This window comes from Desulfothermus okinawensis JCM 13304 (genome assembly GCF_054654515.1).
Genome location: NZ_BAAIEW010000001.1, coordinates 28,770 through 50,626 on the forward strand (window position 1 = coordinate 28,770; position 21,857 = coordinate 50,626).

The window sequence follows — 21,857 nt, forward strand, 5'->3', positions numbered from 1 at the left end:
CAACTTAACCTTCCTGGCCAGTTAAGATTTTTTTCATCTTTAGATATTCTTCTTCAGTAATTTCTCCCCGCGCAAATCTTTCTTTTAAAATTTTCATGGGATCAGCACTAGTTCCTGGGTCCTTATTTGTTGTTGATTTGATTAATCTTATAACAAAATAAATCAATAAAATAAAAATAATTAACCAGAAAAACATAAACATAAAGCCTCCATGAAAAGAGTTGTTCCCAAACATTGGCATGAAATTGTGTCCCCACATAATTAACTCCTATTTATACAGGTTGATACCCTGCATCTTTTATGGCCTTTTTCAATTTTTCAACATCCACCACATCCTCATCATATTCAACTTCTGCATTCTTGTTTTCTAAGCTAACAACTGCTTCTTTTACACCATCTAATGTCTTTAATGCCTTTTCCACAGCCATTTTACAATGATTACAGCTCATTCCTTCAACACCTATAACTAACTTTGCCATGTTATATCTCCTTTTTAAAATTGGTTTAAAGTTACAAATCTATTTTTTAAACTTACTCTTCCACCTCTTAAGTCTTAAGGCATTTGTTACCACAGATACTGAGCTAAAGGCCATAGCAGAACCTGCTATAATGGGATTTAGATATCCTGATGCTGCAATGGGGATACCTATTATATTGTATATCAATGCCCAAAAGAGATTTTGCTTAATATTTTTCATAGTTGCCTTACTGAGCATAATAGCATCTATTATGTTTCTCAAATCATCTTTTATTAAAATAACATCTGCTGTTTCTACTGCTACATCTGTACCTGACCCTATGGCAATACCAATATCTGCAGATGCAAGGGCTGGTGCATCATTTATCCCATCTCCCACCATGGATACAATAAATCCTCTATCTTTTAATTCCTTAACTTTAGATGCCTTCATATTGGGCATTACCTCTGCAAATACATTTTCAATCCCAAGCAAAGATGCTATGGCGTTTGCAGTTGTGGTATTGTCCCCAGTTAATAGATACACAGATATATTAAATTGTTTTAATGCTGAAATAGTCTCCTTGGCATGATCTTTTAAGGTATCTGCCAGTGAAATCATACCAATTAGGGTATTATCTTCAGCCACAAAGAATGTGGTTTTTCCCTGTTTATCCAACTCAAATTTTTTCCTTTTGGATTCATCAGAAATGTTTACTCCATATTGGGAAATTAACTTATCATTTCCAACCAGGACCATCTTGGAACCAATTTTGGCAATAACTCCAAGGCCTTTTTCCACCTTAAACTCCTCAGGGTCCAAAATATCTATCCCCTCACCCACTGCCCTGGCCACTATTGCCTTTCCAAGTGGGTGCTCACTCATTTTTTCTGCTGACGCCACCACTTTTAAAAGATAGGTCTCATCCACTCCATTTAGGCAAATTATATCTGTTACCTGGAAATTTCCTTTTGTGAGTGTACCTGTTTTGTCAAATACCATTGCATTTGTTTTATGAAAAGTCTCCAAATATTCCCCACCTTTAAATAATATACCATTTTCAGCACCTTTACCTGTACCAACCATAATGGAAGTTGGGGTAGCAAGGCCAAGTGCACATGGACATGCAATCACCAATACTGAGACAAAATTTAAAATTGCAGTTGATATATTATATGGCTCAATGAAAAAATACCACACCAAAAAGGTAACAGAGGCAATCGCAATAACAGTAGGCACAAAATAGCCTGAAACCACGTCTGCAAACCTCTGGATGGGAGCCTTTGATGTCTGTGCCTCTTCTACTATTTTTATAACCTGGGATAAAAAGGTGTCTTCACCAGTCTTTGTGACCTCAATCTTTAAAAAACCAGATTGATTTACAGTGGCTCCAATTACTTCGTCTCCAACATTTTTGCTTATGGGAAGACTTTCCCCTGTAACCATGGATTCATCCACATAAGATTCACCTTCTACTACCCTGCCATCTAAAGGTATCTTCTCCCCAGGCCTCACCACAATTATGTCTTTGACCTTAACTCCCTCAACAAGTACCTCTATCTCTTTTCCGTCCTTAATTAATCTAGCAGTTACAGGTCTTAGCTCCATGAGTTTTTTTATTGCTGATGAGGTCTTTGACTTTGCTACTGCTTCCAAATATTTTCCAAGTAGTATCAGGGTAATCAAGATAGCTGATGTCTCAAAATATAGATGTCCCCCTGTAAATACATTATAAATGGACAGGCCATAAGCAGCAGTGGTACCCATTGCAACCAGGACATCCATATTAGCTGATCTGTCTTTGAGACTTAAATATGCGCCCTTATAAAATTGAAGCCCAGGATAAAATTGAACTATTGTGGCAAGGAGTGCCTGGATAAAAGGATTTAGATGAAAAAACATGCTAACTAATAGGGGTGCAGAAAATATCGCAGATATTATAAGAAGTCTTCTCTTCTTTATAAGCTCTTCATCTCTCTCCTGTAGAGCTTTATCCCCTTCTTTAATCCTTGCACCATACCCAGTATCTTCTATTATTTTTATTATCTCACTTGTATTTGTAATTGTGTCTAAGAAGTTTATTTTTGCTGTTTCAGCAACTAGATTCACAGAGGCATCTATTATACCTGGCGAGCTTTTTAACTTTTTCTCAATCCTACTTGCACAGGCAGCACAGCTCATCCCTGAAATAGTGAGCTCCACTTGAGAGACCTTCAAAGAATAACCTGTGTTTTCTATAACCTCTTTTAAGCCAAATAAGTCTATTTTCTCTGAATCAAATTCAACACTTGCCTTTTCTAAGGCAAAATTAATATTTGCTGAAGATACACCTGTTGCCTTTTTGAGATTTTTTTCAATTCTAGTAGCACAAGCCGCACAACTCATACCGTGGATAGGTAACACAACCTTTTTTTTCATAAATTTCTCACCTCTTTATGTTTAACCTCTTATATAATTTTTTTACAAATCTTGTGACTTTAATTAATATTTATTATATAATTTTAACAACAATTGCGGTTATATTGTCTTCCCCACTATGAGATAAAGCAGAATTTATGAGTGCAGAACATATATTGGGTAGCTCATTTTGCATCATTATATTTTTGATATCTTTGTTACAAACAACATCATGTAATCCATCGGTGCTGAGCAAAAATGTATCATTTTGTCTCAAGTTAAATGTAACTGTATGGACGAATTCATAGCCGCCAGCTCCTATTGCCTGGGTCAGAACATGTCTATATGAGTTTAATTTGGGGTTGTTATGTTTAAATTTCCCAGTTTTTATTAGTTCTTCTACAAGTGTATCATCAACAGTTAATTGAGACAAATCTGTCTCTCTTAACCTATAGATACGACTATCGCCAACATGTGCTATTATTCCTGTTTTTTTTGTTAAAACCAGGGCAGATAAGGTGGTGCCAAATCCCACACATTCTAGATGTTCCTTTTCATGGCTTTCAAGTGCCCTTTTTACAATATCAAATGACCAGAGGAGTCTATTTTTTAAAAACTTTGGGTTAATATAAAAGAGGAGTTGCTCCCACAAAGCTGGTGAACTATAGTAGGCAGTCTCTAACATCTCACATGCAAGACCACTTGCCACCTCACCAGCAGGATGACCTCCCATACCATCTGCTACTGCAAACAAAAGACCAAAAAGGCGTGTATTGTATTTATTATTTTGTGCTGGAATAATATAGCTATCTTCGTTTTTTTTTTCTGTTCAAACCAATGTTGGTCTCAACACAATATTCTACTTTTGATGTATAATAATTACTCATTGTTATAATCTAATTTTTAGATGTGATTTTATTTTTTAGTTGCCTTAATTACAGTCCTGAATCCAATATCTTCAAAGGCTTCCCATGGGTTGCGGGGAAGGTGAGACATATTTGATCCAAGTATTAGGTACTGATCTTTAAATAATCCCCACTCACCAATATCTGCACCAATCCCCCGTATCCCAAAATTGTTGGGATAGTAATTTAAAACTGGAATGGGATAGTAACTTTGTTCAATCTGAGGTGTTGTTCCAGGGATTTTTGGGGACTTACTACCTTTTAAATACACATAAATCCACTGTAATGCTGAAGGGAGCTCTCTTCCGTAAAATCTTGCATATGCAGATGCTCCATATGCAGTAACTCTAATTACAGGACATGAAGCATGAGAAGGGTTATTAATAAGAAAACGTCCGCTTCTATATGTTATAGGCTCATATCCTTCCAATGCTTCTCCTAAAAAAAGCCATATCTTCCCATCCCCCTTAACAATATTACCCTCTACCTTAATCCTGTTTAAAATCTGATTTAGAAACTCCACATATTGATGATTGGTAACAAGTGTCTCATCCATATAGAAATCGTCAATTTTTACTTTTTTTTGCGAAGATAGGTCAAAATTATCCGGCAATATGAACTCACCTCCTTTGATAAATATAAGCCTGGACCCATCCTTTGCCTTTATAAAATTGTGTGATGTCTTTACAGGTGAGGGATTTATGGCCTGTGTATTGTGGTGTGCTTCTTTTAACGTCTCCCTATTTTTTGTAACCATAAAATATGACAGGACGCCAATTACCACTGTAAGTGAAAAAACCAATATCCATAGTGGCCATTTTAATCTGTTAGTTAGACCTTGGTCTCCTCTAGGTGAGTCTGCATCTTTTATATCCAGGGCCTTTAAAATACCATCTTTTAGTTCTTTTACAGATGAAAATCTCTGCTCTTTATCCTCTGCAGTTGCCTTTTGAATTATCCTGTCCATCTCTTCAAAAAATAACGATCCTGTTTCCTTTAGTTTTGCCTGCCTAAAGGGAATGGTATTTGGGGCCATTTCCCCTTCTATTGCTTCATATAAAATCTTTCCAAGGGCATATATATCAGTTCTCTCGTCTATCCTCTTAAAGTCCATAAATTGTTCATGGGAAAGATAAATAGGAGTTCCTTTCATTTCACAGGATTGGGTTATGGGCTGGAGTTTGTGGGACCTTGCAAGTCCAAAATCAGCTATCTTTGGGATGTCTTTGTCTATTAGGATATTTTCTGGCTTTATATCCCTGTGTATAATACCTGCATCGTGCAGAGCAGATAGTCCATCTAATACGGGAATAAAATATTTTTTTAACCACTCTCTGGTTAAATCCTCTTCAGGAAAAAATCCCTCTTCTGACATGGTGTGCCTTAGAGTCCTGCCTGGAATATATTCCATGGCAATATATTCCATGAGCATTGTCTTTTCTGAATCTTCAATGGAAAAAGAACCATAATCATAGATGGAAATTATATTAGGGTGATTTACCTGTGCCATTGCCTGGACTTCGTTTCTAAAGCGCTGCAGTCCAGTTGCATATTCTTCTGAATTATCTTCCAGGCTAAGGAGCCATTCCTTTGAAATTACTTTAATGGCAACATCTCTTTTTAAATCCAGCTGATGCGCCCTATAGATTTCTCCCATACCCCCTTTTGCTATAAATTCCAATATTACCCATTTTTCATTGATAATAGTGCCAATATCCAGGGTTATATTTTTTTTGTCTTCCATTTGTGCAACCTTAAAATTTAAATTAGTAAAGGGGGATTAATCCCCCTTTTTCCACTTTACCACCAATTACCTCTCATCATCATACCATTGCCCCTCCACATATAAGGGCATGGATCAGGAAGGTTGTATTTGAATGCTATATTTTGTAGCTTTTCTTCTAATCTTGTTATTTCTCTTGCCAATTTCCCAACCCTTTTGGGATCAGGATTTCTCATTTGATATAAAGCTCCAAGTTCTGCCCTTTTGGCGTTCAACTCTTCAATAATGGGCCTCGCCTCTTTTAAAAAGGTTTGATAATTTTGAAATCCTGGGCTCCCTGGCATCATGTACCCATGCATCATCATACCCCTTCCCATATAGCCTCCTCTCATGCCAGGCCCCATCATTCCATATCCCATCATGCCTCCTCTCATCATACCCCTATTCATCATGCCATGACCTGGATAATTATTGGGGTTTTGAGTAGTTGGTTGGGAAATAGCCAGGGCGGCAAAGCCCAACAAAAACATACATGCTCCAAGTAAAATTAACCTTTTCATAAAAAAACCTCCATTTAAAAATTATTTGTTTTAAAAACCCTTACCCTTAGTTGAAATTAGTAAGGAGAAGGGGGAAATCCCCCCTTTCAAACTAGTATCCATAAGGTCCCCATCCCCACGGGCATCCATAATATGGATAAGGTGCTACGCCATATCCATTGGTGGCCACATTTGCACTATTTAACGCATTATAAAGATCTTTTAGTTCATTTTGTAACCTGGCTATTTTTTGAGTATCTGGATTTTTTTGAGCAAATATAACACTTAACTCTGCCTGTTTTTCACTAATTTGCTTTTTTATGGCATCCACATTTACGTTTGTAGCATGAGCCTGAGGAGCTACATAAGTGTTATACCCCGGTGCATAAGCGTGATACATTGGACACCAACCAAAGGCCAGAGAACCTACTAACAATACTCCTGCCACCCCTAAAATGATTCCTGTTAATTTCTTCATAATAAAACCTCCTTTGTTTATTTTTTTTTGTCTGTTGTTTATGTTTGTTCAAGGAGTATGCCAGAACTAACGATAAATTTTATCTTGCTGAAATTAAAAGAAAAATTGGAGATGGTTCTGTAGGTCTTTTTGGGGAAGTCTCTAACTTTGAAAAAAGTGTGGTTAAATTACCCATTTACATAATGTAGCAAAGGTATGTCCTGTTGACAAAATACCCACATCCTTATATCCCCTTTAAAAGGTTTAGTTTATAAAAAGATTGAGAATTGACCATGTATGGCGACTTATGATAAGGAGTAAAAATATTTTACACATATTATGTGTAGGTTAGATATAAATATGGAGGTTTATAAGTGCCTAATATTACTATTTCCATCCCTGATCATTTACTGGAAAAGGCCAGGAGATATGCTGCTGAAAGAGGAACATCTGTAAATAAGTTGATAAGGGAATATCTGGAGGAATTGGTAGGTCTTAATACTAGTCAACTAAAAGCTGTTTTAAATGAGCTCATGGAGTTATCAGACACATATAAAGGAAGGCTGGATGAATGGGACAGGGAAGACCTTTATGAAGAGCGGATATAGGGCCTTTTTTGACACCAACATTTTAGTTTATCTCCATGATGAGGGGAGTCCTGAAAAGAGGTCTATTGCAAAGGAACTTGTTTCAATGTGGTTTCCTACGGGAAAGATGGTGGTGTCCACGCAAGTTTATCAGGAACTCTATGTGGTATTGACAAAAAAACTAAGACCTCCCCTTAGCAGTCACATAGCTTTAGAGGAACTCAAGAAACTGAACCTGGGTGTAAGAACAGTAGTTATAATTCCCCCTCTTATCTTTGAAGCTATAACCATTCAGAAAGAAAACAAAATTTCCTTTTGGGATGCCCTTATTGTTTCAGCAGCTATTTATGGAAGATGTAAAGTGATTTTTACAGAAGATCTAAATCATGGCCAGATTATTAAGGGAGTAAAGATAGAAAATCCCTTTTTAGATTGAAGTTTTCTCAAGCTGAGATGTAACTCAGGTTGTCCCCTTAAGATCTGTAATTTTTTAGAAATCCAGCCGCCTGTAAATCCATAATTTGATTAAGAGCTTTTTGTTATTTTAAAAAGTGTGGTCAAATTACCCATTTTTATAAAGTGGCAAAGACATATCCTGTTGACAAAATACCCACCCGCTTATATGCCCTTTAAAAGGCATAAGAAATATTAAAGGAACATCAATGGAACTTAAGAAGATCAAACGCACCATAAAATCGCCCATTGGTCTATCTCCCTGGCTTATTATCGGGTGTGCAGGGATATTATTAATAGTTGTCCTTGTTATGGCGTATGAGAATGTGGAGAGGGAAAAGAGATACATGTCTGAATTATTGACTGAGAAAGGGGCCGCAGTAATAAAAGCTGTTGAGGCAGGTACTCGCACAGGAATGATGGGAATGATGTGGAAATCCAGGGACATCCAATTGCTGATAGAAGAGATAGCTCATCTCACCAATGTGGTTTACATCCATGTGGTGAATTCAGATGGATTGGTTTTAGCAAGTAGTAACAAGGAACTTATTGGATCCATAGAAAAAAATCTCCTGCCCACGATATCAAGAAAAGAGCTGAAGAATGTGCACTGGAGATATATCACGAGAGAAGGCAGGCATGTTTTTGAGGTATATCAAATCGTTAGACCGTTATCCTTAAGGCGTAATCTATCCAGGTCCCAATGTATGATGGGGATGAGGCTCTGGCAGGGCAGATCCTTAAATACAACTAACTGGTGTTATCAATGGAGTAGAAAAAAGAGGATTATCCTGGTTGGTTTTGACCCCAAACCCTTTGAAGAGGCCAGAATGCAGGATATAAAAAATAGTATTATTATATCCTTTGTACTGGTTATACTTGGAATAGCAGGTGTTGTATCTCTGTTCTGGATGCAGGGCTATTATAGGACCAAAAAGTCACTGCAGGATACAACTGCCATAAAAGAGCAGCTTATGCTAAGTCTCCCTCTGGGTCTTATTGCCACTGACAATAATGATCAGATTGCCTTCTATAATACCATTGCAAAGCGTATCACGGGAATTGACCTGGATAAACTTTTGGGAAAGAAAATATCTGAAGTTATGCCCCATCAAATAAAAGAGATTATAGATGTGCTGGATAAGGGAAAGGTTATATTTGAGAAGGAGTTAGAATGTGAATTTACAGAAAAAAAAGTGGTGCCTGTAAGTGTTACAGCAACCAGGATAATCAATGAACAGGGGGAATTTATAGGATATGTTCTGCTTATTAGAGATTTAAGAGAAGTGCGTAAACTTCAGGAAGAGATCAGGCGCAAGGAAAAGCTTGCAGCCATTGGAAGTCTTGCTGCTGGTGTGGCCCATGAGATCAGAAATCCCTTAAGCTCAATAAAAGGTATTGCTACTTATTTTATTGGTAAATTTAGTAAACAAAGTAGTGAGAGGGAGATGGCCCAGGTGATGGTTGAAGAAGTTGAAAGACTAAACTGGGTAATAAATGAGCTACTTGAGTTTGCCAGGCCACCTAAATTGAATCTAAAGGACACAAACATCAATGAAGTGATAAGCCATTCATTAAAACTTATAGAACACGATGCAAAACACAAGAAAATAGACATTTCTTTTAAAAAAGGAGCTGATCCAATTGTTTTAAATATTGATCCTGATCGTTTAACACAGTGTTTTTTAAATCTTTTTTTAAATAGCATACAGGCCATGGATAACGGGGGTAGTTTTGAGATCTATTCTTCTATAAGTGGCCAAATGGTCAGAATTGAAATCAAAGACAATGGAAAAGGAATCTCTCCAGAGCATATTGAGAAGATATTTGATCCCTACTTTACCACAAAGCCACAGGGCACAGGGTTGGGACTGGCCATTGTGTATAAAATTATAGAGGCCCATGGAGGAGATGTCAGGGTGAGGAGCATTCCAGATAAAGGGTGTGTGTTTTCCATATTATTGCCATTTAAAAGAGCGTGAGGTGGTTATGGATCAAAGGTATTCAAATATATTGGTTGTTGACGACGATTTAAATCATTTAAAGACCCTTAAGACCATTATAAAGAGCTGGGGATATGAGGTGGAGACAGCAAAAGATGGGCAAGAAGCAGTTGAGATGGTGAGACAGAGGCCTTTTTCCTTAATACTTATGGATGTTCGTATGTCAAAGATGAGTGGAATAGATGCCCTAAAGGAAATAAAAAAATACAATCCCGCCATTCCCATAATAATTATGACTGCATATTCCTCTGTGGAATCAGCTGTTGAGGCATTAAAGGCAGGGGCATATGATTATTTAACAAAACCTCTGGATTTTGAGCTCCTTAAAATTACAATAGCCAAGGCATTGGAATATCTAGAACTAAAAAACGAGAATTTTAAGTTAAAATCTTTAAAAAAAGGTGAGTACAATTTTAATATTATTGGCAAGAGCAAGCCAATGCAGGATCTACTCAACATGGTGTCCATGGTTGCCCCCACTGAGGCTACAGTCTTAATTACTGGTGAGAGTGGCACAGGAAAGGAATTAATAGCAAGGGCTATTCACCATGGAAGTCCCAGAAAGGCAGGTCCACTGGTGATTGTAAATTGTGCAGCCTTAGCTGAGACCTTACTGGAATCAGAGCTTTTTGGACATGAAAAAGGGGCCTTTACAGGTGCTGATAAAAGGAGAGAAGGTAAATTTAAACAGGCTGACAAAGGCACTATTTTTTTAGATGAAATAGGCGAGACCTCCTTGGCAATGCAGGCAAAGCTCCTTAGGGTAATCCAGGAGAGAGAAATTCAACGGGTTGGAAGTGATGTAACAATTAAAGTAGATGTCAGGATAATAGCAGCCACTAATAGAGATTTAGAAGAAGAGGTGAAAAAAGGCAGGTTCAGGGAAGATCTATTTTATAGATTGAATGTTGTAACATTAAAAATACCACCCCTCAGAGAACGCAGAGAGGATATTCCCCTTCTGGCCCAGCATTTTCTCGAGAAATACGCAGCAAAATACAAAAAAAATATTAAAGGTTTTTCACCAATTGCAATGGATATGTTCCTGAAATACCCTTTTCCAGGAAATGTAAGAGAACTTGAAAACATAGTAGAAAGGGCAGTTATTTTACTTATGGGAGATTATATAACAGAAAAGGAACTACCCTCACAGCTAACAGAAAATTATATAAAAGACACAGATGCAATATCAATCACCCCTTCCATTATTCCAAATAGACCTTTAAAGGAGATTGAAAAAGAGGCTATTATAGCAACCCTTAACGCCTGTGGCGGTAATAAAAGCGAAGCTGCCAGGAGGCTAAAAATAAACCGCAAGACCCTTCATAAAAAATTAAAGGAATATGGGATAGAATAAAAAAGCTGGATAGAAATATTTTTAGGTTTTGTATAAAACAATACAGGTTAATGATTTCTATATAATAAAATTTCTATCTAGAGACCTGTATCCAATTGCTTCTGCCAGATGGTTTACTTCTATTTTTTCTTTTTTATCAAGATCTGCTATGGTCCTTGCTATGCGGAGCACCCTGGTATATGCCCTTGCAGAAAGTCCCAATTTTTCAACTGCATTTTGGAGGAATCCATGCTCTTTTTCCCCTAAATCACAAAATTCGTTTAGCCATTTGCCATAAAGTTTGCTATTTGTTGAAAAAGGAAGGTCCTTGTATCTTTTTTGCTGGATCTCTCTTGCCATGAGTATTCTTTCCCTCATTACCCTGGAAGATAGGCCGCTGGAAGTTTGTTTTAGGTCTTCATAGGGTACAGGTCCCACTTCAACGTGTAGGTCGATTCTATCCAAAAGTGGTCCTGATATTCTGGATTTATATCTCTGAATCTGGGTGGGAGTGCATATGCAGGTGTGTTTTTTGTCTCCAAAATAGCCACAAGGACATGGATTCATGGCAGCAACCAACATAAAGTCTGCTGGATATGTGAGGGACATAGTGGCCCTTGATATGGTAACCTTCCCATCTTCCAGGGGCTGGCGCAGGACTTCCAGGACGTGTTTTTTAAATTCAGGGAGTTCATCTAAAAAAAGGACCCCTTTATGGGCCAGGGATGTTTCCCCTGGTTTTGGGTATCTTCCTCCTCCAATTAGCCCTGCATCAGATATTGTGTGGTGCGGGGATCTAAAGGGGCGTTTTACAATCAATTCATTATTATCTAATAGACCCGCCACACTGTATATCCTAGTTACTTCCAGTGCTTCATCAAATTCCAGTGGTGGAAGGATTGTTGGAATCCTCTGGGCCAACATTGTCTTTCCACTGCCAGGTGGACCAATAAAGAGTATATTGTGTGAGCCTGCAGCAGCTATCTCAATGGCCCTTTTGGCGTGGTTTTGTCCTTTTACCTCTTCAAAGTCTATTAAAAATTGTTCCCTGTGTGACCATAGCTCATCTATGTTTATTTTTATTGGCTCTCCCTGTTTTTTCCCCAATAGGATCTCTACTGTTTCCAGGAGGGAACCTGCTGGGATAAGTTCTATGCCCTTTACAACTCCAGCTTCTCTTGCATTTTGCTTTGGCAAAAAAATTTTTTTTATGCCATTGTCCTTGGCCATCATTGAAATGGAAAGGGCCCCTGGCACAGGCTTTAACTCTCCATTTAATGAAAGTTCACCTATAAATAAACAATTTAACAGAGTTTTTGAGTCAAGATGGCCAAGGGCACCTAAAATTCCCAGAGCAAGGGGAAGGTCATATGCACTTCCCTCTTTTTTCATATCAGCAGGTGCAAGATTTACTGTGATCCTGGATGGCGGAATCTTAAAACCACAGTTTTTTAGTGCAGTAAATACTCTGTCTTTGCTCTCTTTGACTGCACCTTCTGCTAGTCCCACCATTCGAAAACATGGAATTCCCGACCTTGTTATGTCAATTTCCAGGGTGACTAAATGGGCTTCAATGCCGATTAAAAGTGCACTTTTGATTTTAGCAAGCATATTTAAAATACTAATGGATGAGCTTAAACATCCTGTTCCATCTAATGTTAGTTATTCCTTCCCACGACCAATATATGATCCAGGCCTTACCCAGGATTTTGTTTTCATTGACAAATCCCCAGAACCGGGAATCATAGGACTCGTCCCTATTGTCTCCCATTACAAAGTATTTGTGGGGAGGTACCTTTATTGGACCAAAATTATCCCTGAGTCTGGGGTCGAATCTCTTTGGGGGCCACATGTCCATTGGAAACCTTTCTCTTATTATAGAATAAGACGTATGTATTGCATATGGTTCATTTAGTTTTTTACCATTTCTATACACAACCTTGTCTCTTATTTCTATTACATCCCCAGGAACTCCAATTACTCTCTTTATGAAGTCTTTGGATTCATCCAGTGGAAATTTAAATACAATTACGTCTCCATGTTTTGGTTTAGATACCGGGATAATTTCTTTATCTATAAAAGGTAGCTTCACCCCGTAGATAAATTTATTAACAAGCAGGTGATCTCCAATTTGTAAAGTGGGTATCATTGAACCTGATGGTATTTTAAATGCCTGGATTATAAAAGCCCTTATAAAGAAGGCTAGAATAAATGCAATAACTAACGCCTCTACATACTCTTTTACGATTTCACCAAATGATTTTGCCATGTTAATAGACCTCTTCTTAATTTATTAATCCTTTTTAAGTACTGCTAAAAAGGCCTCTTGAGGAATTTCAATATTACCCATTTTTTTCATCCTCTTTTTGCCTTGTTTTTGCTTTTCTAAAAGTTTCCTCTTTCTTGTAATATCCCCACCATAACATTTGGCTGTAACATTTTTTCTAAAAGGAGGAATCCTTTCCCTTGCAACAATCCGGGTACCAATACTTGCCTGGATGACAACTTCAAAAAGTTGCCTTGGGATGATCCTTTTTAGTCTTAGGGCAAGTTCTCTGCCTACCCTATGCGCATTTTCCCTGTGCACAATTGTGGACAGGGCATCAACAACTTCTCCATTTATGAGTATGTCCAGCTTCACCATATCTCCTGGATAAAATCCTATAAATTCGTAATCAAGGGACGCATAACCCCTGGTGTATGATTTTAATTTGTCAAAAAAATCGTATACAATTTCAACAAATGGAAGTTCATAGGTGATTATTACCCTAGAGGTAGAGAGATATCTAATATCCTTTTGTATTCCCCTTTTTTCTTCGCAAAGGGTGAGCACATTTCCCACATATTCATGGGGAACATGGATGTCCATTTTAACAAATGGTTCTTTTATTTCTGCTAGTTTGCCTGGAGGAGGCATTTTGCTGGGATTATCGATCTTAAAGATCTTTCCATCTGTTGTCTGAACCTCGTACACAACAGATGGAGCAGTGGCTATTAACTCTGCTTTAAATTCTCTCTCAAGCCTCTCCTGTATTATGTCCATGTGAAGCAGACCCAAAAAGCCGCATCTAAAGCCAAAACCAAGGGCTGTGGAGGTCTCAGGCTCAAATACAAATGCTGAATCATTGAGTTGTAGCTTTTCTAGGGATTTTTTTAGTAATTCAAACTTCGCAGGTTCAGTTGGATAAAGGCCACAAAATACCATTGGTTGAGCCTTTTTAAAACCAGGACAGGGGATCTTAGTGGGTTTATTTGCCCAGGTAATGGTATCTCCAACCCGGGCATCTCTTATCTCCTTTATATTTGCAAACAAAAATCCAACTTCTCCAGGCCCCAGGAATTTTACTTCCTTTGGATTTGGTGAATAGACTCCAAGCTGGACAATTTCATATTTTTTCTTGGTGGAGAACATTTCAATTTCCTGACCTGTTTCTAAATACCCATCAAATATGCGGAAAAGTACACCTACCCCAAGATAGGGATCATACCAGGAATCAAAAATAAGTGCCTTTAGGGGTGCCTTAAAATCTCCCTGAGGTGGCGGGCATCTTTTGATTATTGCATCAATTAACTTGTCTACATTTTCTCCGGTTTTGGCGCTGACCATGATAATGTCTGTGCAATCTAAGCCAATTGCCTCTTCAATCTCCTGAATAACCCTATCAGGCTCTGCGCTGGGCAGGTCTATTTTATTTAATACAGGTATTATCTCCAGGTCGTGTTCCAATGCCAGATATACATTGGCCAGTGTCTGGGCCTCTACTCCCTGGGTTGCATCAACCAGTAAAACTGCACATTCACACGCAGCAAGACTCCTTGATACCTCGTAGTTAAAGTCAACATGTCCAGGGGTATCAATGAGATTTAATACATATCTTTGACCATCTATGTGAGTATGGGGTATCCTCACGGTCTGGGATTTGATGGTAATACCCCTCTCCCTCTCTAGATCCAGGCGGTCTAAAAATTGCTCCCTTAGCTCCCTTTTGGATACCAGTTTTGTTATTTCCAGGATCCTGTCTGCTAGAGTGGATTTCCCATGGTCTATGTGTGCAATTATACTGAAATTTCTAATTTGATTTAGAGGGGTAGAGTCTTTTTCCTTCTTCATATCAATTTCCTGATAAATAGAGAGAGTGTTTATTTTTTTGGGGAGTGTTTATATTCTCCGCTTTTTCCGCCACTTTTGTATATGAGTTTTCCATTTGATATTAAAATATCCTTTTGTACTGCCTTACACATGTCATGGATGGTAATGGCAGCAATATGCGCAGCTACCATTGCCTCGATTTCCACACCAGTTTTGGCAGTTGTCCTTGCTTCTGCTTCTATCCTTATGGAAAAATCCTGGTCATTTAGGTAAAATTTAACATCAAGGTAAGTCAAGGGTAGGGGATGAGTTAAGGGAATTAAATGGGAGGTGTTTTTGGCAGCCAGGATACCTGCGACCTTTGCAGTATTTAATGCATCTCCCTTTGGAAGCCCATTTTTTTTTAAGAGATTGTAGGTGGTCTTTGAAAGATTCACAAATATTTCATATACAGCTATCCTGGCTGTGTCTTGTTTTTCAGACACATCCACCATTGATATGGAGCCATCTTCAAGTATATGGGTCAATTTGTCGGTCATTTATCCTCCCATGGCCCTTTTGAAGAAGTCTTTTACCCTGTTGGTTGGCTTTTTTTTCTCAAGTTTTTCAAATTCCTTTAAGAGCTCCACCTGCTTTTTGGTGAGGTGTGTTGGGGTTTTTATATTTACCTCTACTAGTAGGTCTCCACGTTTTTTTTCTCCAATATAGGGGATGCCCAGGCCTTTTAGCCTGAGTACCTCTCCTGGTTGAGTTCCCTTTGGTATCTCCACAGTCACTGGCTCTTCTAAAGTGGGAATTTCAATCTTTGCCCCTAACGCTGCCTGTACAAAGGAAATCTCTATTGGTACTATTAAGTCCTGGCCCTGTCTTTTAAATGTGTCGTGGGGTTCAACAGAAATTACCACATAGAGATCCCCTGCAGGGCCTCCAAAATTCCCCCCTTCTCCTTCGCCCCTGAGTCTTAATCTAGTTCCATTGTCCACACCAGGGGGAATGTTTACAGTTATTTTTTTGTAGTTAATTATTCTACCTTCGCCACGGCATTTTTTACAGGGATGTCTGTTGATGCGTCCCATGCCTCCACATTGTGGGCATGTAGATGAAATCCTGAAGAACCCATGGCGTTGAAATACCTGTCCTGTTCCCCCACAATATGAACATGATTCTGCAGAATACCCTGGTTCAATGCCAGATCCTGAACATTCTGGGCAATCCTCTTCTTTGGGTATCTCAATTTCCACCTGGGCGCCCAGGGCAGCCTGTTCAAAGGAAATGGTGAGATCGTATCTTAAATCAGAACCCCTTCTTGCCCTTTGTTTTCCTCCCCTTCTGCGTCCTCCAAATCCAAATAAATCGTCAAACATGTCATTAAATGAGGAAAAGAATTCCTCAAAGATATCTTCGCTGGACCTGAAATTATTGTATCCAAAATTATGTAGACCCTCATGTCCGAATCTGTCATAGGCCGCCCTCTTCTCTGGGTCACTTAGGACCTGATATGCCTCGCCTATTTCTTTAAATTTTTGTTCAGCCTCGGGATTGTCTGGGTTTCTGTCTGGATGGTACTGAAATGCCAGTTTTCTATAGGCTTTTTTTATCTCTTCTGTGGTAGCCTGTCTGGATACCCCAAGTACTTCGTAATAATCTCTTTTCATGGTTACTCAACCTCTATGCCAGCCTCTTTTATGGGCTTTTTGAGCCTTACCTTTCCAGCTGCAATCTCCCTTAAGGCAGTTACAATTTCTTTGTTGTTGCATTTTACAAGTGGTTCATATCCCTGTTTGTACATTCTCACTCTCTTCATTGCCATGTGGGCAATGACAAACCTGTTGTTGACCTTTTTAAGTGCATCTTCTACCGTAATTCTTGCCATTTAATCTCTCCTTGAAATTTATTTTTAAGGCATATACTCTCCCCTAATTTATTGATACAGAGATGAATTTGGGGGAATAGATTGGAAGGTCGTCTATTAGCTATAAACATAGTTTGTATAGTAGTCAATATACAAGAGTTTCAAATGGAGGATTTTTCAAGTGGGGAAGCTTTCCTATCTACAAAAGTCATGCATTGCAAAAACATCAAAATTAATGGCCACTGCTGAGATGTTGTCTCCTGGAGCAAGGATTGGAGTGGCTATATCCGGTGGGGTGGACAGCGGAGTTCTTTTAAAAATCCTCACAATTATAAAAAAGAAGCTCCCATTTGATATTGAGATAATGGCCCTCCACATAAATCCTGGGTTTGATGTACACAATCATGATCCCCTAATCTCATGGGTAAAAGAACTGGGAGTTTCAGCCTACTTTACAGTAACAGATTTTGGGGTAAAGGCCCACAGTGGAGAAAATAGATCAAAGTCCCCTTGTTTTTTTTGTGCGTGGAGGAGGAGAAAAAGACTTTTTGAACTGGTGAAGAAATTTAAATTAACCCATCTGGCCCTGGGCCATAATGGAGATGATCTTGTGAGTACTTTTTTTATGAATTTATTTTACAGTGGACGGGTGGAGACAATGTATCCCAAGGAGATTTTTTTTAAAGGAGAGTTCTATCTCATTCGTCCTCTCCTCCTTATAGAAAAAAACAAAATAATAAAAGTGGCAAAGGAATTTAATATACCAGTTATAGAAAATCCATGTCCGTCTGTTAGTAATACATCTAGATCCAGCACCATAGATATGTTTGAACGTCTATGTTTTACAGACAAGAGGTTTAGGAAGAATACTTTTTCTGCTCTTTACAATTATATATTGAAAAATCCAATGCCAAATTATAACTCAAGGTAATTTTTGCCAAAAAAAATGGCCATGGCCCATGACAGGGCAACTACTAAAAATAATACAAAAAAGATAAGGGAATTTTTGAAAGAGATCTTATCCAACTCAAAAAGTTCAAAGACTACTCCCAGTATAAAACCTATTATTAATCCAAAGAAGTGACTTCCCACATCCACTATTTGTGCCCCTATGCCCAGCATTGCAAATAGCCCAAGGCCGGTCATTACATAAATACCAATATCTCTTGGATTCTGAACACTTCTGATTCCCACAGAAATTCCACATGTTGCAAACACACAGGTGGAAAAACCAATACTTATGTGATTTAATGGATGGTAGAAATAGTTAATGAGGTTTCCTAAAATACCTCCTAAAAGTATAAGTGCCCAGGCAATTGATGGCTCAATTTCCCTTAAAAGAAAATATATAAAAACCCCTTCCCAAAATATATTTGATAATACATGTGCCACATTTTTATGCAAAGTAAGGCAGGTTATAAGTCTCCACCACTCACCTTTGTAAATTGCCCAACTATCTGCAGCCCCAATCTGCTCAAGGGAAAGAGAAGAGTTTTTTGAAATTATGTGAAATATAAAAATTAAAAATAAAATCCATATACTACTCTCCATGGAATGGCGTGTTTTTTTTGTGGGTAGATCTTTTTTTCTCAGTTCCTTTTCTTCTTTTTCCTCCTCTTTTTCATATTCTAAAATTTCACATATGGCCTTTTTTTTCTGTAAATAATCTACTTCCAAAATAAGGCCTTGGGTTGATTTATTTATCTTATGGTCAATGCCAATTGCAGTTAAAACCAGAGACCATTCATAAATTTTGTCTTCATTGATATTGTTATAGGGTAGTTTTATGGGGACATATCTCATAGGTGAATTAATTCATCAATAAAATTTAAAACAGCCCTTTTTACTTTGTCTTTGGTTTCTTTATGTGTGGTCAAAAGGTGTCTTGTAGTTATTTGTTCCATTATGGGGAGTAGTTCTAATTTTCTTATTTCAGATCTAACCTTGGTGATGATTTCCCAGGCATTTGAAACAGGAACAGAAATATCCTGGGGCGAGTGTAACACCAAAATTGGACAGCTAATAAGTGGCAGGTTATATCTAATGTTTTTAAGGGCCTTTATAAAACTGTATAGAGGATTTAATGCGTAGAATCCCTCATATCCACCAAAGGGCGCTATTTCCTTTGACTCTTCAGAAGATTTTGGTGTTTTTACAACAGGTTTTATAAAACGTAAAATTCCAATTAATGGAAGTAATTTGGACGCACCTTCAAAGGGGAACAGTTTGTATAAATATACTGGTGAGGCTATTGTAACTAGGCCTGCTACTGGGTATCTTTGAGCAAGATACATCCCAATACTTCCTCCCATTGATAGTCCAATCACAATTGGTCTAAAACCTTTATGGAATAGCTCCAAGAAATTTTTTTCTGCCTCCAATGCCCACTCTTTGAATCTCGTTTTTTTAAAGGAAGATATATCTTCACAATGTCCAGGTAAAATTGGACAGATAATGTTTTTAAATCCCATATCCTTAAGGGACCTAACAATGGGGTCCACTTCAAAGGGGGAACCCCCAAACCCATGAAGAACCAGGAATCCAAATTTTTCTCTTTGATTCATTTGTCACACCTCAATTTAGTATAAAGCACTAGTCATTAAAAAATTGGAAGTAAATTACCTCGAGAAAAAAACTAACAATGAGAACTTGGCCAAAATAATTTTTTTGCCTTAATGGTTGAAAGCTTTTTTAGATATAGGAAAATTTTTGCTTATATCTTTAAATTTTTGTATGGTCCCTTTTGTGATGACAAAGGGATAATTTTTCTATAAAATATAAACAAATTAATATATGTCAGTCAAAGGAATAAATTCATTGAGGATGGTAGGTATAGTTTTTTGGATGATTCTTGTATGTGCGGACATTTGGCTTTCCCTGTGGCCTACAGTAACACCACCTGTAGAATTCAACCAATGTGATAAGTTTTACCACATGGGTATGTATTTTGTATTGGCATGTTTCCCTTTTTTATTTATAACTAAAATAGATAAGGCGGTTTTTTTTGCCTTAATGTCCTTAATCCTTGGGATTGTTTTGGAAGGGATACAGTTTTATGTCCCTTTTAGGGAATTTTCTATTATGGATATTGGAGCCAATGAGATAGGTATTTTACTTGGGATCTTATTGGGAGAGAAGGTGCATAATTATTTGATTGAAAAAGGCAAATCTAATGTATTACCTTCATCACTTTTTTGATCCTGATTTTAACTACAGAAGCTTAAAACCAAAGGAGAAAGAAGATGGTAAAATGGATTTTTATAATCTCGGTTATGTTCAAAATGTTATTAGGAATCAAGTTATTGCTGAGTTCTTGGAAATTTCACCTGAAGAAGTGGACAAATATGATGAGAGATTTATTTACAAGGAGAGAAACTTCCCTATTGGCTCCAATTGTGCTGTAAATCCCAAAAATCCAAATCAGCTTATATCCTTAGTCAATGGTTATGTATTTTACGATGAAAAGGGGAATATATCGGTAAAAAATCTCTTAAATGTCAGAGGAAATGTAGATTTTCACACAGGAAATATATATTTTGTTAATAATGTGGTGGTGCATGGTGATGTCAAAAGCGGATTTGAAGTTCAGGGAAATTCTATTTTAGTAAAAGGCATTGTAGAAGGCGCTAAATTAAGGGCCCTAAATTCCATATTAATTGAAGGGGGAGTAAAGGGAGAGTCCAAGGCGGTTTTAAAGGCAGAAAATAATATTCACTGTAGATACTGTGAAAATGGGACTTTACTAGCAAAAAGGTCAATATTAATTGATAAACACTGTCTCCATTCAAACTTATACACAGGCAAGAATATAAAGGTGGGAGAGAGGTTAATTGGGGGCAATATTTATTGTGGAGAAAAGATCTTAATAGAAGGTGAGTTAGGTGGAGGCTTTAATGTGCCTACAGTTCTAGTTTTAGGATATGATCCCGTTGATATGTATAAATTTTCAGATATCGAGATGAGACTGGAAAATCTACACAAAAGGCTTGATTTTTTACAGGTAAAGAGAGAATCAAAAAGCGATCCTGAAATAGTTCTGGAGATTCAAGAAATCACTAAAAAGATCAAGGTTCTATCCAACCACTTAAATCGTATTGCACGCTCAATTAAGACCAAAGATTTTAAAAAATGCAGAGTGATTGTTCGCGGTACAATTCATCCTGGTGTGGAGATCTCCATTGGTCCTGCATATTATAAAGTAGATGAGTTTATTAAAGGGACTCATTTTTATTTCAAAGATGGTGAGGTGATAGTATCAAGATTTGAAAAACTTAAGGGCTATGAGTAGTGGAGTTCTAGTATGGATATAGGGACCTTAATTGGTATTCTAGCTGGCTTTGGGTTGATAATAGGCTCTATTTTAATGGGTGGGGGCCTTGGTGCCTTTGTGGATATACCATCAGTTTTGATTGTTATTGGTGGAACCATATCTGTTACTTTTATAATGTTTCCCATGGGTACAGTATTTGGGGCAATTAAAGTTGCCATGAAGGCATTTTTTGCCAAACCCATAGACCCAAATCAGATAATTTCCCAGATTACCTCGCTGGCTGAAGTGGCAAGAAAAGACGGGCTGGTGGCTCTGGAAAAAGCTGGGAGTGACAATGAATTTTTGAAAAAGGGATGTATTTTGGTTGCTGATGGGAACAACAGTGAGGTAGTAAGGTCTGTCTTGGAGATTGAGCTTGCATTTATGCAACAAAGACATTCTACGGGGCAGGATATATTTAAGGCAATGGGATCAATGGCTCCAGCCTTTGGAATGATTGGTACTTTGATCGGTCTTGTCAAGATGTTGCAGACCCTAAATGATCCTTCTTCCATTGGTCCTGCCATGGCCGTTGCCCTGCTCACCACATTTTATGGGGCAGTTTTGGCCAATGTTGTCTTTATTCCAATTTCAAAAAAATTAGAAGAAAGGTCCAAAGAAGAAGCACTTTATATGGAAATTATTATTGAGGGAATAGTTTCCATTGCAAATGGGGAACATCCAGCAATAACAAAGGAAAAGTTATTGGCATTTCTCGCTCCTGCCCTGAGGGAGAAAAAATAATAAG

22 protein-coding genes and 1 pseudogene are annotated in these 21,857 nt (G+C 37.8%); 8 read left to right on the forward strand and 15 right to left on the reverse strand.

Going from position 1 to position 21,857, the window contains the following annotated elements; genetic code table 11:
* Positions 1 to 4: 4 nt before the first annotated feature.
* From ACYQ0O_RS00150 to ACYQ0O_RS00180, 7 genes and pseudogenes are all read right to left on the reverse strand, one after another.
* On the reverse strand, positions 5 to 202 hold the full coding sequence (locus tag ACYQ0O_RS00150) for an SHOCT domain-containing protein (protein WP_459889501.1): 198 nt from the start codon (positions 200 to 202) through the stop codon (positions 5 to 7).
* 70 nt (positions 203 to 272) lie between these two features.
* Entirely contained in the window at positions 273 to 479 is a 207-nt protein-coding gene (locus ACYQ0O_RS00155; RefSeq protein WP_075067916.1) for a heavy-metal-associated domain-containing protein, read from the reverse strand.
* A gap of 39 nt (positions 480 to 518) precedes the next feature.
* Complete coding sequence (locus ACYQ0O_RS00160) at positions 519 to 2,876, reverse strand: heavy metal translocating P-type ATPase (protein ID WP_459889503.1); 2,358 nt, start codon at positions 2,874 to 2,876, stop codon at positions 519 to 521.
* Positions 2,877 to 2,949: 73 nt separating this feature from the next.
* Positions 2,950 to 3,669 (reverse strand): annotated as a pseudogene (locus ACYQ0O_RS00165) (PP2C family protein-serine/threonine phosphatase); the annotation flags it as partial.
* 101 nt (positions 3,670 to 3,770) lie between these two features.
* A complete protein-coding gene (locus tag ACYQ0O_RS00170) occupies positions 3,771 to 5,504 on the reverse strand; it encodes a bifunctional serine/threonine-protein kinase/formylglycine-generating enzyme family protein (RefSeq protein ID WP_459889505.1) in 1,734 nt (577 codons plus the stop codon).
* 56 nt (positions 5,505 to 5,560) lie between these two features.
* Positions 5,561 to 6,043, reverse strand: coding sequence for a hypothetical protein (locus ACYQ0O_RS00175; protein WP_459889507.1), 483 nt, complete (start codon positions 6,041 to 6,043; stop codon positions 5,561 to 5,563).
* Between the two features lie 91 nt (positions 6,044 to 6,134).
* Positions 6,135 to 6,500: a YgaP family membrane protein gene (locus ACYQ0O_RS00180; protein WP_459889509.1), complete on the reverse strand. Its 366-nt coding sequence runs from the start codon at positions 6,498 to 6,500 to the stop codon at positions 6,135 to 6,137.
* A 353-nt stretch (positions 6,501 to 6,853) separates the two neighbouring features.
* On the opposite strand from ACYQ0O_RS00180, the gene ACYQ0O_RS00185 reads away from it, so the two are divergent.
* From ACYQ0O_RS00185 to ACYQ0O_RS00200, 4 genes are all read left to right on the forward strand, one after another.
* Positions 6,854 to 7,087, forward strand: coding sequence for a DUF6364 family protein (locus ACYQ0O_RS00185; protein ID WP_075067908.1), 234 nt, complete (start codon positions 6,854 to 6,856; stop codon positions 7,085 to 7,087).
* The gene (locus tag ACYQ0O_RS00190) at positions 7,071 to 7,502 is read left to right on the forward strand and encodes a PIN domain-containing protein (RefSeq protein ID WP_459889511.1); all 432 of its coding nucleotides are present in this window, start codon (positions 7,071 to 7,073) and stop codon (positions 7,500 to 7,502) included. The genes ACYQ0O_RS00185 and ACYQ0O_RS00190 overlap by 17 nt, the downstream gene beginning before the upstream one ends.
* Positions 7,503 to 7,728: 226 nt before the next feature.
* The gene (locus tag ACYQ0O_RS00195; protein WP_459889513.1) at positions 7,729 to 9,501 is read left to right on the forward strand and encodes an ATP-binding protein; all 1,773 of its coding nucleotides are present in this window, start codon (positions 7,729 to 7,731) and stop codon (positions 9,499 to 9,501) included.
* A gap of 7 nt (positions 9,502 to 9,508) precedes the next feature.
* Positions 9,509 to 10,879, forward strand: coding sequence for a sigma-54-dependent transcriptional regulator (locus tag ACYQ0O_RS00200; RefSeq protein WP_459889515.1), 1,371 nt, complete (start codon positions 9,509 to 9,511; stop codon positions 10,877 to 10,879).
* Positions 10,880 to 10,936: 57 nt separating this feature from the next.
* Here ACYQ0O_RS00200 and ACYQ0O_RS00205 read toward each other — a convergent pair whose 3' ends face one another.
* The 6 genes from ACYQ0O_RS00205 to rpoZ are packed head-to-tail and all read right to left on the reverse strand — an operon-like array spanning position 10,937 to position 16,821.
* Positions 10,937 to 12,469 carry a YifB family Mg chelatase-like AAA ATPase gene (locus ACYQ0O_RS00205; protein ID WP_459889517.1) on the reverse strand — a complete coding sequence of 511 codons (1,533 nt, stop codon included), beginning with the start codon at positions 12,467 to 12,469 and terminating at the stop codon, positions 10,937 to 10,939.
* Between the two features lie 10 nt (positions 12,470 to 12,479).
* Entirely contained in the window at positions 12,480 to 13,127 is a 648-nt protein-coding gene (gene lepB / locus ACYQ0O_RS00210) for a signal peptidase I (protein ID WP_459889519.1), read from the reverse strand.
* A 24-nt stretch (positions 13,128 to 13,151) separates the two neighbouring features.
* Positions 13,152 to 14,969, reverse strand: a complete 1,818-nt coding sequence (lepA, locus tag ACYQ0O_RS00215; protein WP_459889521.1) for a translation elongation factor 4 — start codon at positions 14,967 to 14,969, stop codon at positions 13,152 to 13,154.
* A gap of 29 nt (positions 14,970 to 14,998) precedes the next feature.
* On the reverse strand, positions 14,999 to 15,487 hold the full coding sequence (gene moaC / locus ACYQ0O_RS00220; protein ID WP_459889523.1) for a cyclic pyranopterin monophosphate synthase MoaC: 489 nt from the start codon (positions 15,485 to 15,487) through the stop codon (positions 14,999 to 15,001).
* A complete protein-coding gene (dnaJ, locus tag ACYQ0O_RS00225) occupies positions 15,488 to 16,603 on the reverse strand; it encodes a molecular chaperone DnaJ (protein WP_459889525.1) in 1,116 nt (371 codons plus the stop codon). It lies immediately after the preceding gene.
* 2 nt (positions 16,604 to 16,605) lie between these two features.
* The gene (gene rpoZ / locus ACYQ0O_RS00230) at positions 16,606 to 16,821 is read right to left on the reverse strand and encodes a DNA-directed RNA polymerase subunit omega (RefSeq protein ID WP_075067907.1); all 216 of its coding nucleotides are present in this window, start codon (positions 16,819 to 16,821) and stop codon (positions 16,606 to 16,608) included.
* Between the two features lie 160 nt (positions 16,822 to 16,981).
* Here rpoZ and ACYQ0O_RS00235 point away from each other — a divergent pair, with 160 nt between their 5' ends.
* Positions 16,982 to 17,731 carry a tRNA lysidine(34) synthetase gene (locus tag ACYQ0O_RS00235; RefSeq protein WP_459889527.1) on the forward strand — a complete coding sequence of 250 codons (750 nt, stop codon included), beginning with the start codon at positions 16,982 to 16,984 and terminating at the stop codon, positions 17,729 to 17,731.
* On the opposite strand, the gene ACYQ0O_RS00240 is transcribed toward ACYQ0O_RS00235, so the two are convergent.
* Positions 17,716 to 18,603, reverse strand: coding sequence for a rhomboid family intramembrane serine protease (locus ACYQ0O_RS00240; protein ID WP_459889529.1), 888 nt, complete (start codon positions 18,601 to 18,603; stop codon positions 17,716 to 17,718). The genes ACYQ0O_RS00235 and ACYQ0O_RS00240 overlap by 16 nt on opposite strands.
* Positions 18,600 to 19,364, reverse strand: a complete 765-nt coding sequence (locus tag ACYQ0O_RS00245; protein ID WP_459889531.1) for an alpha/beta hydrolase — start codon at positions 19,362 to 19,364, stop codon at positions 18,600 to 18,602. Before ACYQ0O_RS00245 ends, ACYQ0O_RS00240 begins: the two co-directional genes overlap by 4 nt.
* Before the next feature lie 229 nt (positions 19,365 to 19,593).
* Between ACYQ0O_RS00245 and ACYQ0O_RS00250 the strand changes: the two genes are divergently transcribed.
* The 3 genes from ACYQ0O_RS00250 to ACYQ0O_RS00260 are packed head-to-tail and all read left to right on the forward strand — an operon-like array spanning position 19,594 to position 21,853.
* On the forward strand, positions 19,594 to 19,998 hold the full coding sequence (locus tag ACYQ0O_RS00250; protein WP_459889533.1) for a VanZ family protein: 405 nt from the start codon (positions 19,594 to 19,596) through the stop codon (positions 19,996 to 19,998).
* Positions 19,973 to 21,088: a flagellar assembly protein A gene (locus ACYQ0O_RS00255; RefSeq protein WP_459889535.1), complete on the forward strand. Its 1,116-nt coding sequence runs from the start codon at positions 19,973 to 19,975 to the stop codon at positions 21,086 to 21,088. The genes ACYQ0O_RS00250 and ACYQ0O_RS00255 overlap by 26 nt, the downstream gene beginning before the upstream one ends.
* A 12-nt stretch (positions 21,089 to 21,100) precedes the next feature.
* Positions 21,101 to 21,853: a motility protein A gene (locus tag ACYQ0O_RS00260; RefSeq protein ID WP_459889537.1), complete on the forward strand. Its 753-nt coding sequence runs from the start codon at positions 21,101 to 21,103 to the stop codon at positions 21,851 to 21,853.
* Positions 21,854 to 21,857 lie beyond the last annotated feature (4 nt).

What these genes read in the sequence shown, in the direction of transcription:
- ACYQ0O_RS00150 (WP_459889501.1), bottom strand. Translation starts at nt 202, where the DNA reads ATGTTTATGTTTTTCTGGTTAATTATTTTTATTTTATTGATTTATTTT.
- ACYQ0O_RS00155 (WP_075067916.1), bottom strand. Translation starts at nt 479, where the DNA reads ATGGCAAAGTTAGTTATAGGTGTTGAAGGAATGAGCTGTAATCATTGT.
- ACYQ0O_RS00160 (WP_459889503.1), bottom strand. Translation starts at nt 2,876, where the DNA reads ATGAAAAAAAAGGTTGTGTTACCTATCCACGGTATGAGTTGTGCGGCT.
- ACYQ0O_RS00170 (WP_459889505.1), bottom strand. Translation starts at nt 5,504, where the DNA reads ATGGAAGACAAAAAAAATATAACCCTGGATATTGGCACTATTATCAAT.
- ACYQ0O_RS00175 (WP_459889507.1), bottom strand. Translation starts at nt 6,043, where the DNA reads ATGAAAAGGTTAATTTTACTTGGAGCATGTATGTTTTTGTTGGGCTTT.
- ACYQ0O_RS00180 (WP_459889509.1), bottom strand. Translation starts at nt 6,500, where the DNA reads ATGAAGAAATTAACAGGAATCATTTTAGGGGTGGCAGGAGTATTGTTA.
- ACYQ0O_RS00190 (WP_459889511.1), top strand. Translation starts at nt 7,071, where the DNA reads ATGAAGAGCGGATATAGGGCCTTTTTTGACACCAACATTTTAGTTTAT.
- ACYQ0O_RS00195 (WP_459889513.1), top strand. Translation starts at nt 7,729, where the DNA reads ATGGAACTTAAGAAGATCAAACGCACCATAAAATCGCCCATTGGTCTA.
- ACYQ0O_RS00200 (WP_459889515.1), top strand. Translation starts at nt 9,509, where the DNA reads ATGGATCAAAGGTATTCAAATATATTGGTTGTTGACGACGATTTAAAT.
- ACYQ0O_RS00205 (WP_459889517.1), bottom strand. Translation starts at nt 12,469, where the DNA reads ATGCTTGCTAAAATCAAAAGTGCACTTTTAATCGGCATTGAAGCCCAT.
- lepB (WP_459889519.1), bottom strand. Translation starts at nt 13,127, where the DNA reads ATGGCAAAATCATTTGGTGAAATCGTAAAAGAGTATGTAGAGGCGTTA.
- lepA (WP_459889521.1), bottom strand. Translation starts at nt 14,969, where the DNA reads ATGAAGAAGGAAAAAGACTCTACCCCTCTAAATCAAATTAGAAATTTC.
- moaC (WP_459889523.1), bottom strand. Translation starts at nt 15,487, where the DNA reads ATGACCGACAAATTGACCCATATACTTGAAGATGGCTCCATATCAATG.
- dnaJ (WP_459889525.1), bottom strand. Translation starts at nt 16,603, where the DNA reads ATGAAAAGAGATTATTACGAAGTACTTGGGGTATCCAGACAGGCTACC.
- rpoZ (WP_075067907.1), bottom strand. Translation starts at nt 16,821, where the DNA reads ATGGCAAGAATTACGGTAGAAGATGCACTTAAAAAGGTCAACAACAGG.
- ACYQ0O_RS00240 (WP_459889529.1), bottom strand. Translation starts at nt 18,603, where the DNA reads ATGAGATATGTCCCCATAAAACTACCCTATAACAATATCAATGAAGAC.
- ACYQ0O_RS00245 (WP_459889531.1), bottom strand. Translation starts at nt 19,364, where the DNA reads ATGAATCAAAGAGAAAAATTTGGATTCCTGGTTCTTCATGGGTTTGGG.
- ACYQ0O_RS00250 (WP_459889533.1), top strand. Translation starts at nt 19,594, where the DNA reads ATGTCAGTCAAAGGAATAAATTCATTGAGGATGGTAGGTATAGTTTTT.
- ACYQ0O_RS00255 (WP_459889535.1), top strand. Translation starts at nt 19,973, where the DNA reads ATGTATTACCTTCATCACTTTTTTGATCCTGATTTTAACTACAGAAGC.
- ACYQ0O_RS00260 (WP_459889537.1), top strand. Translation starts at nt 21,101, where the DNA reads ATGGATATAGGGACCTTAATTGGTATTCTAGCTGGCTTTGGGTTGATA.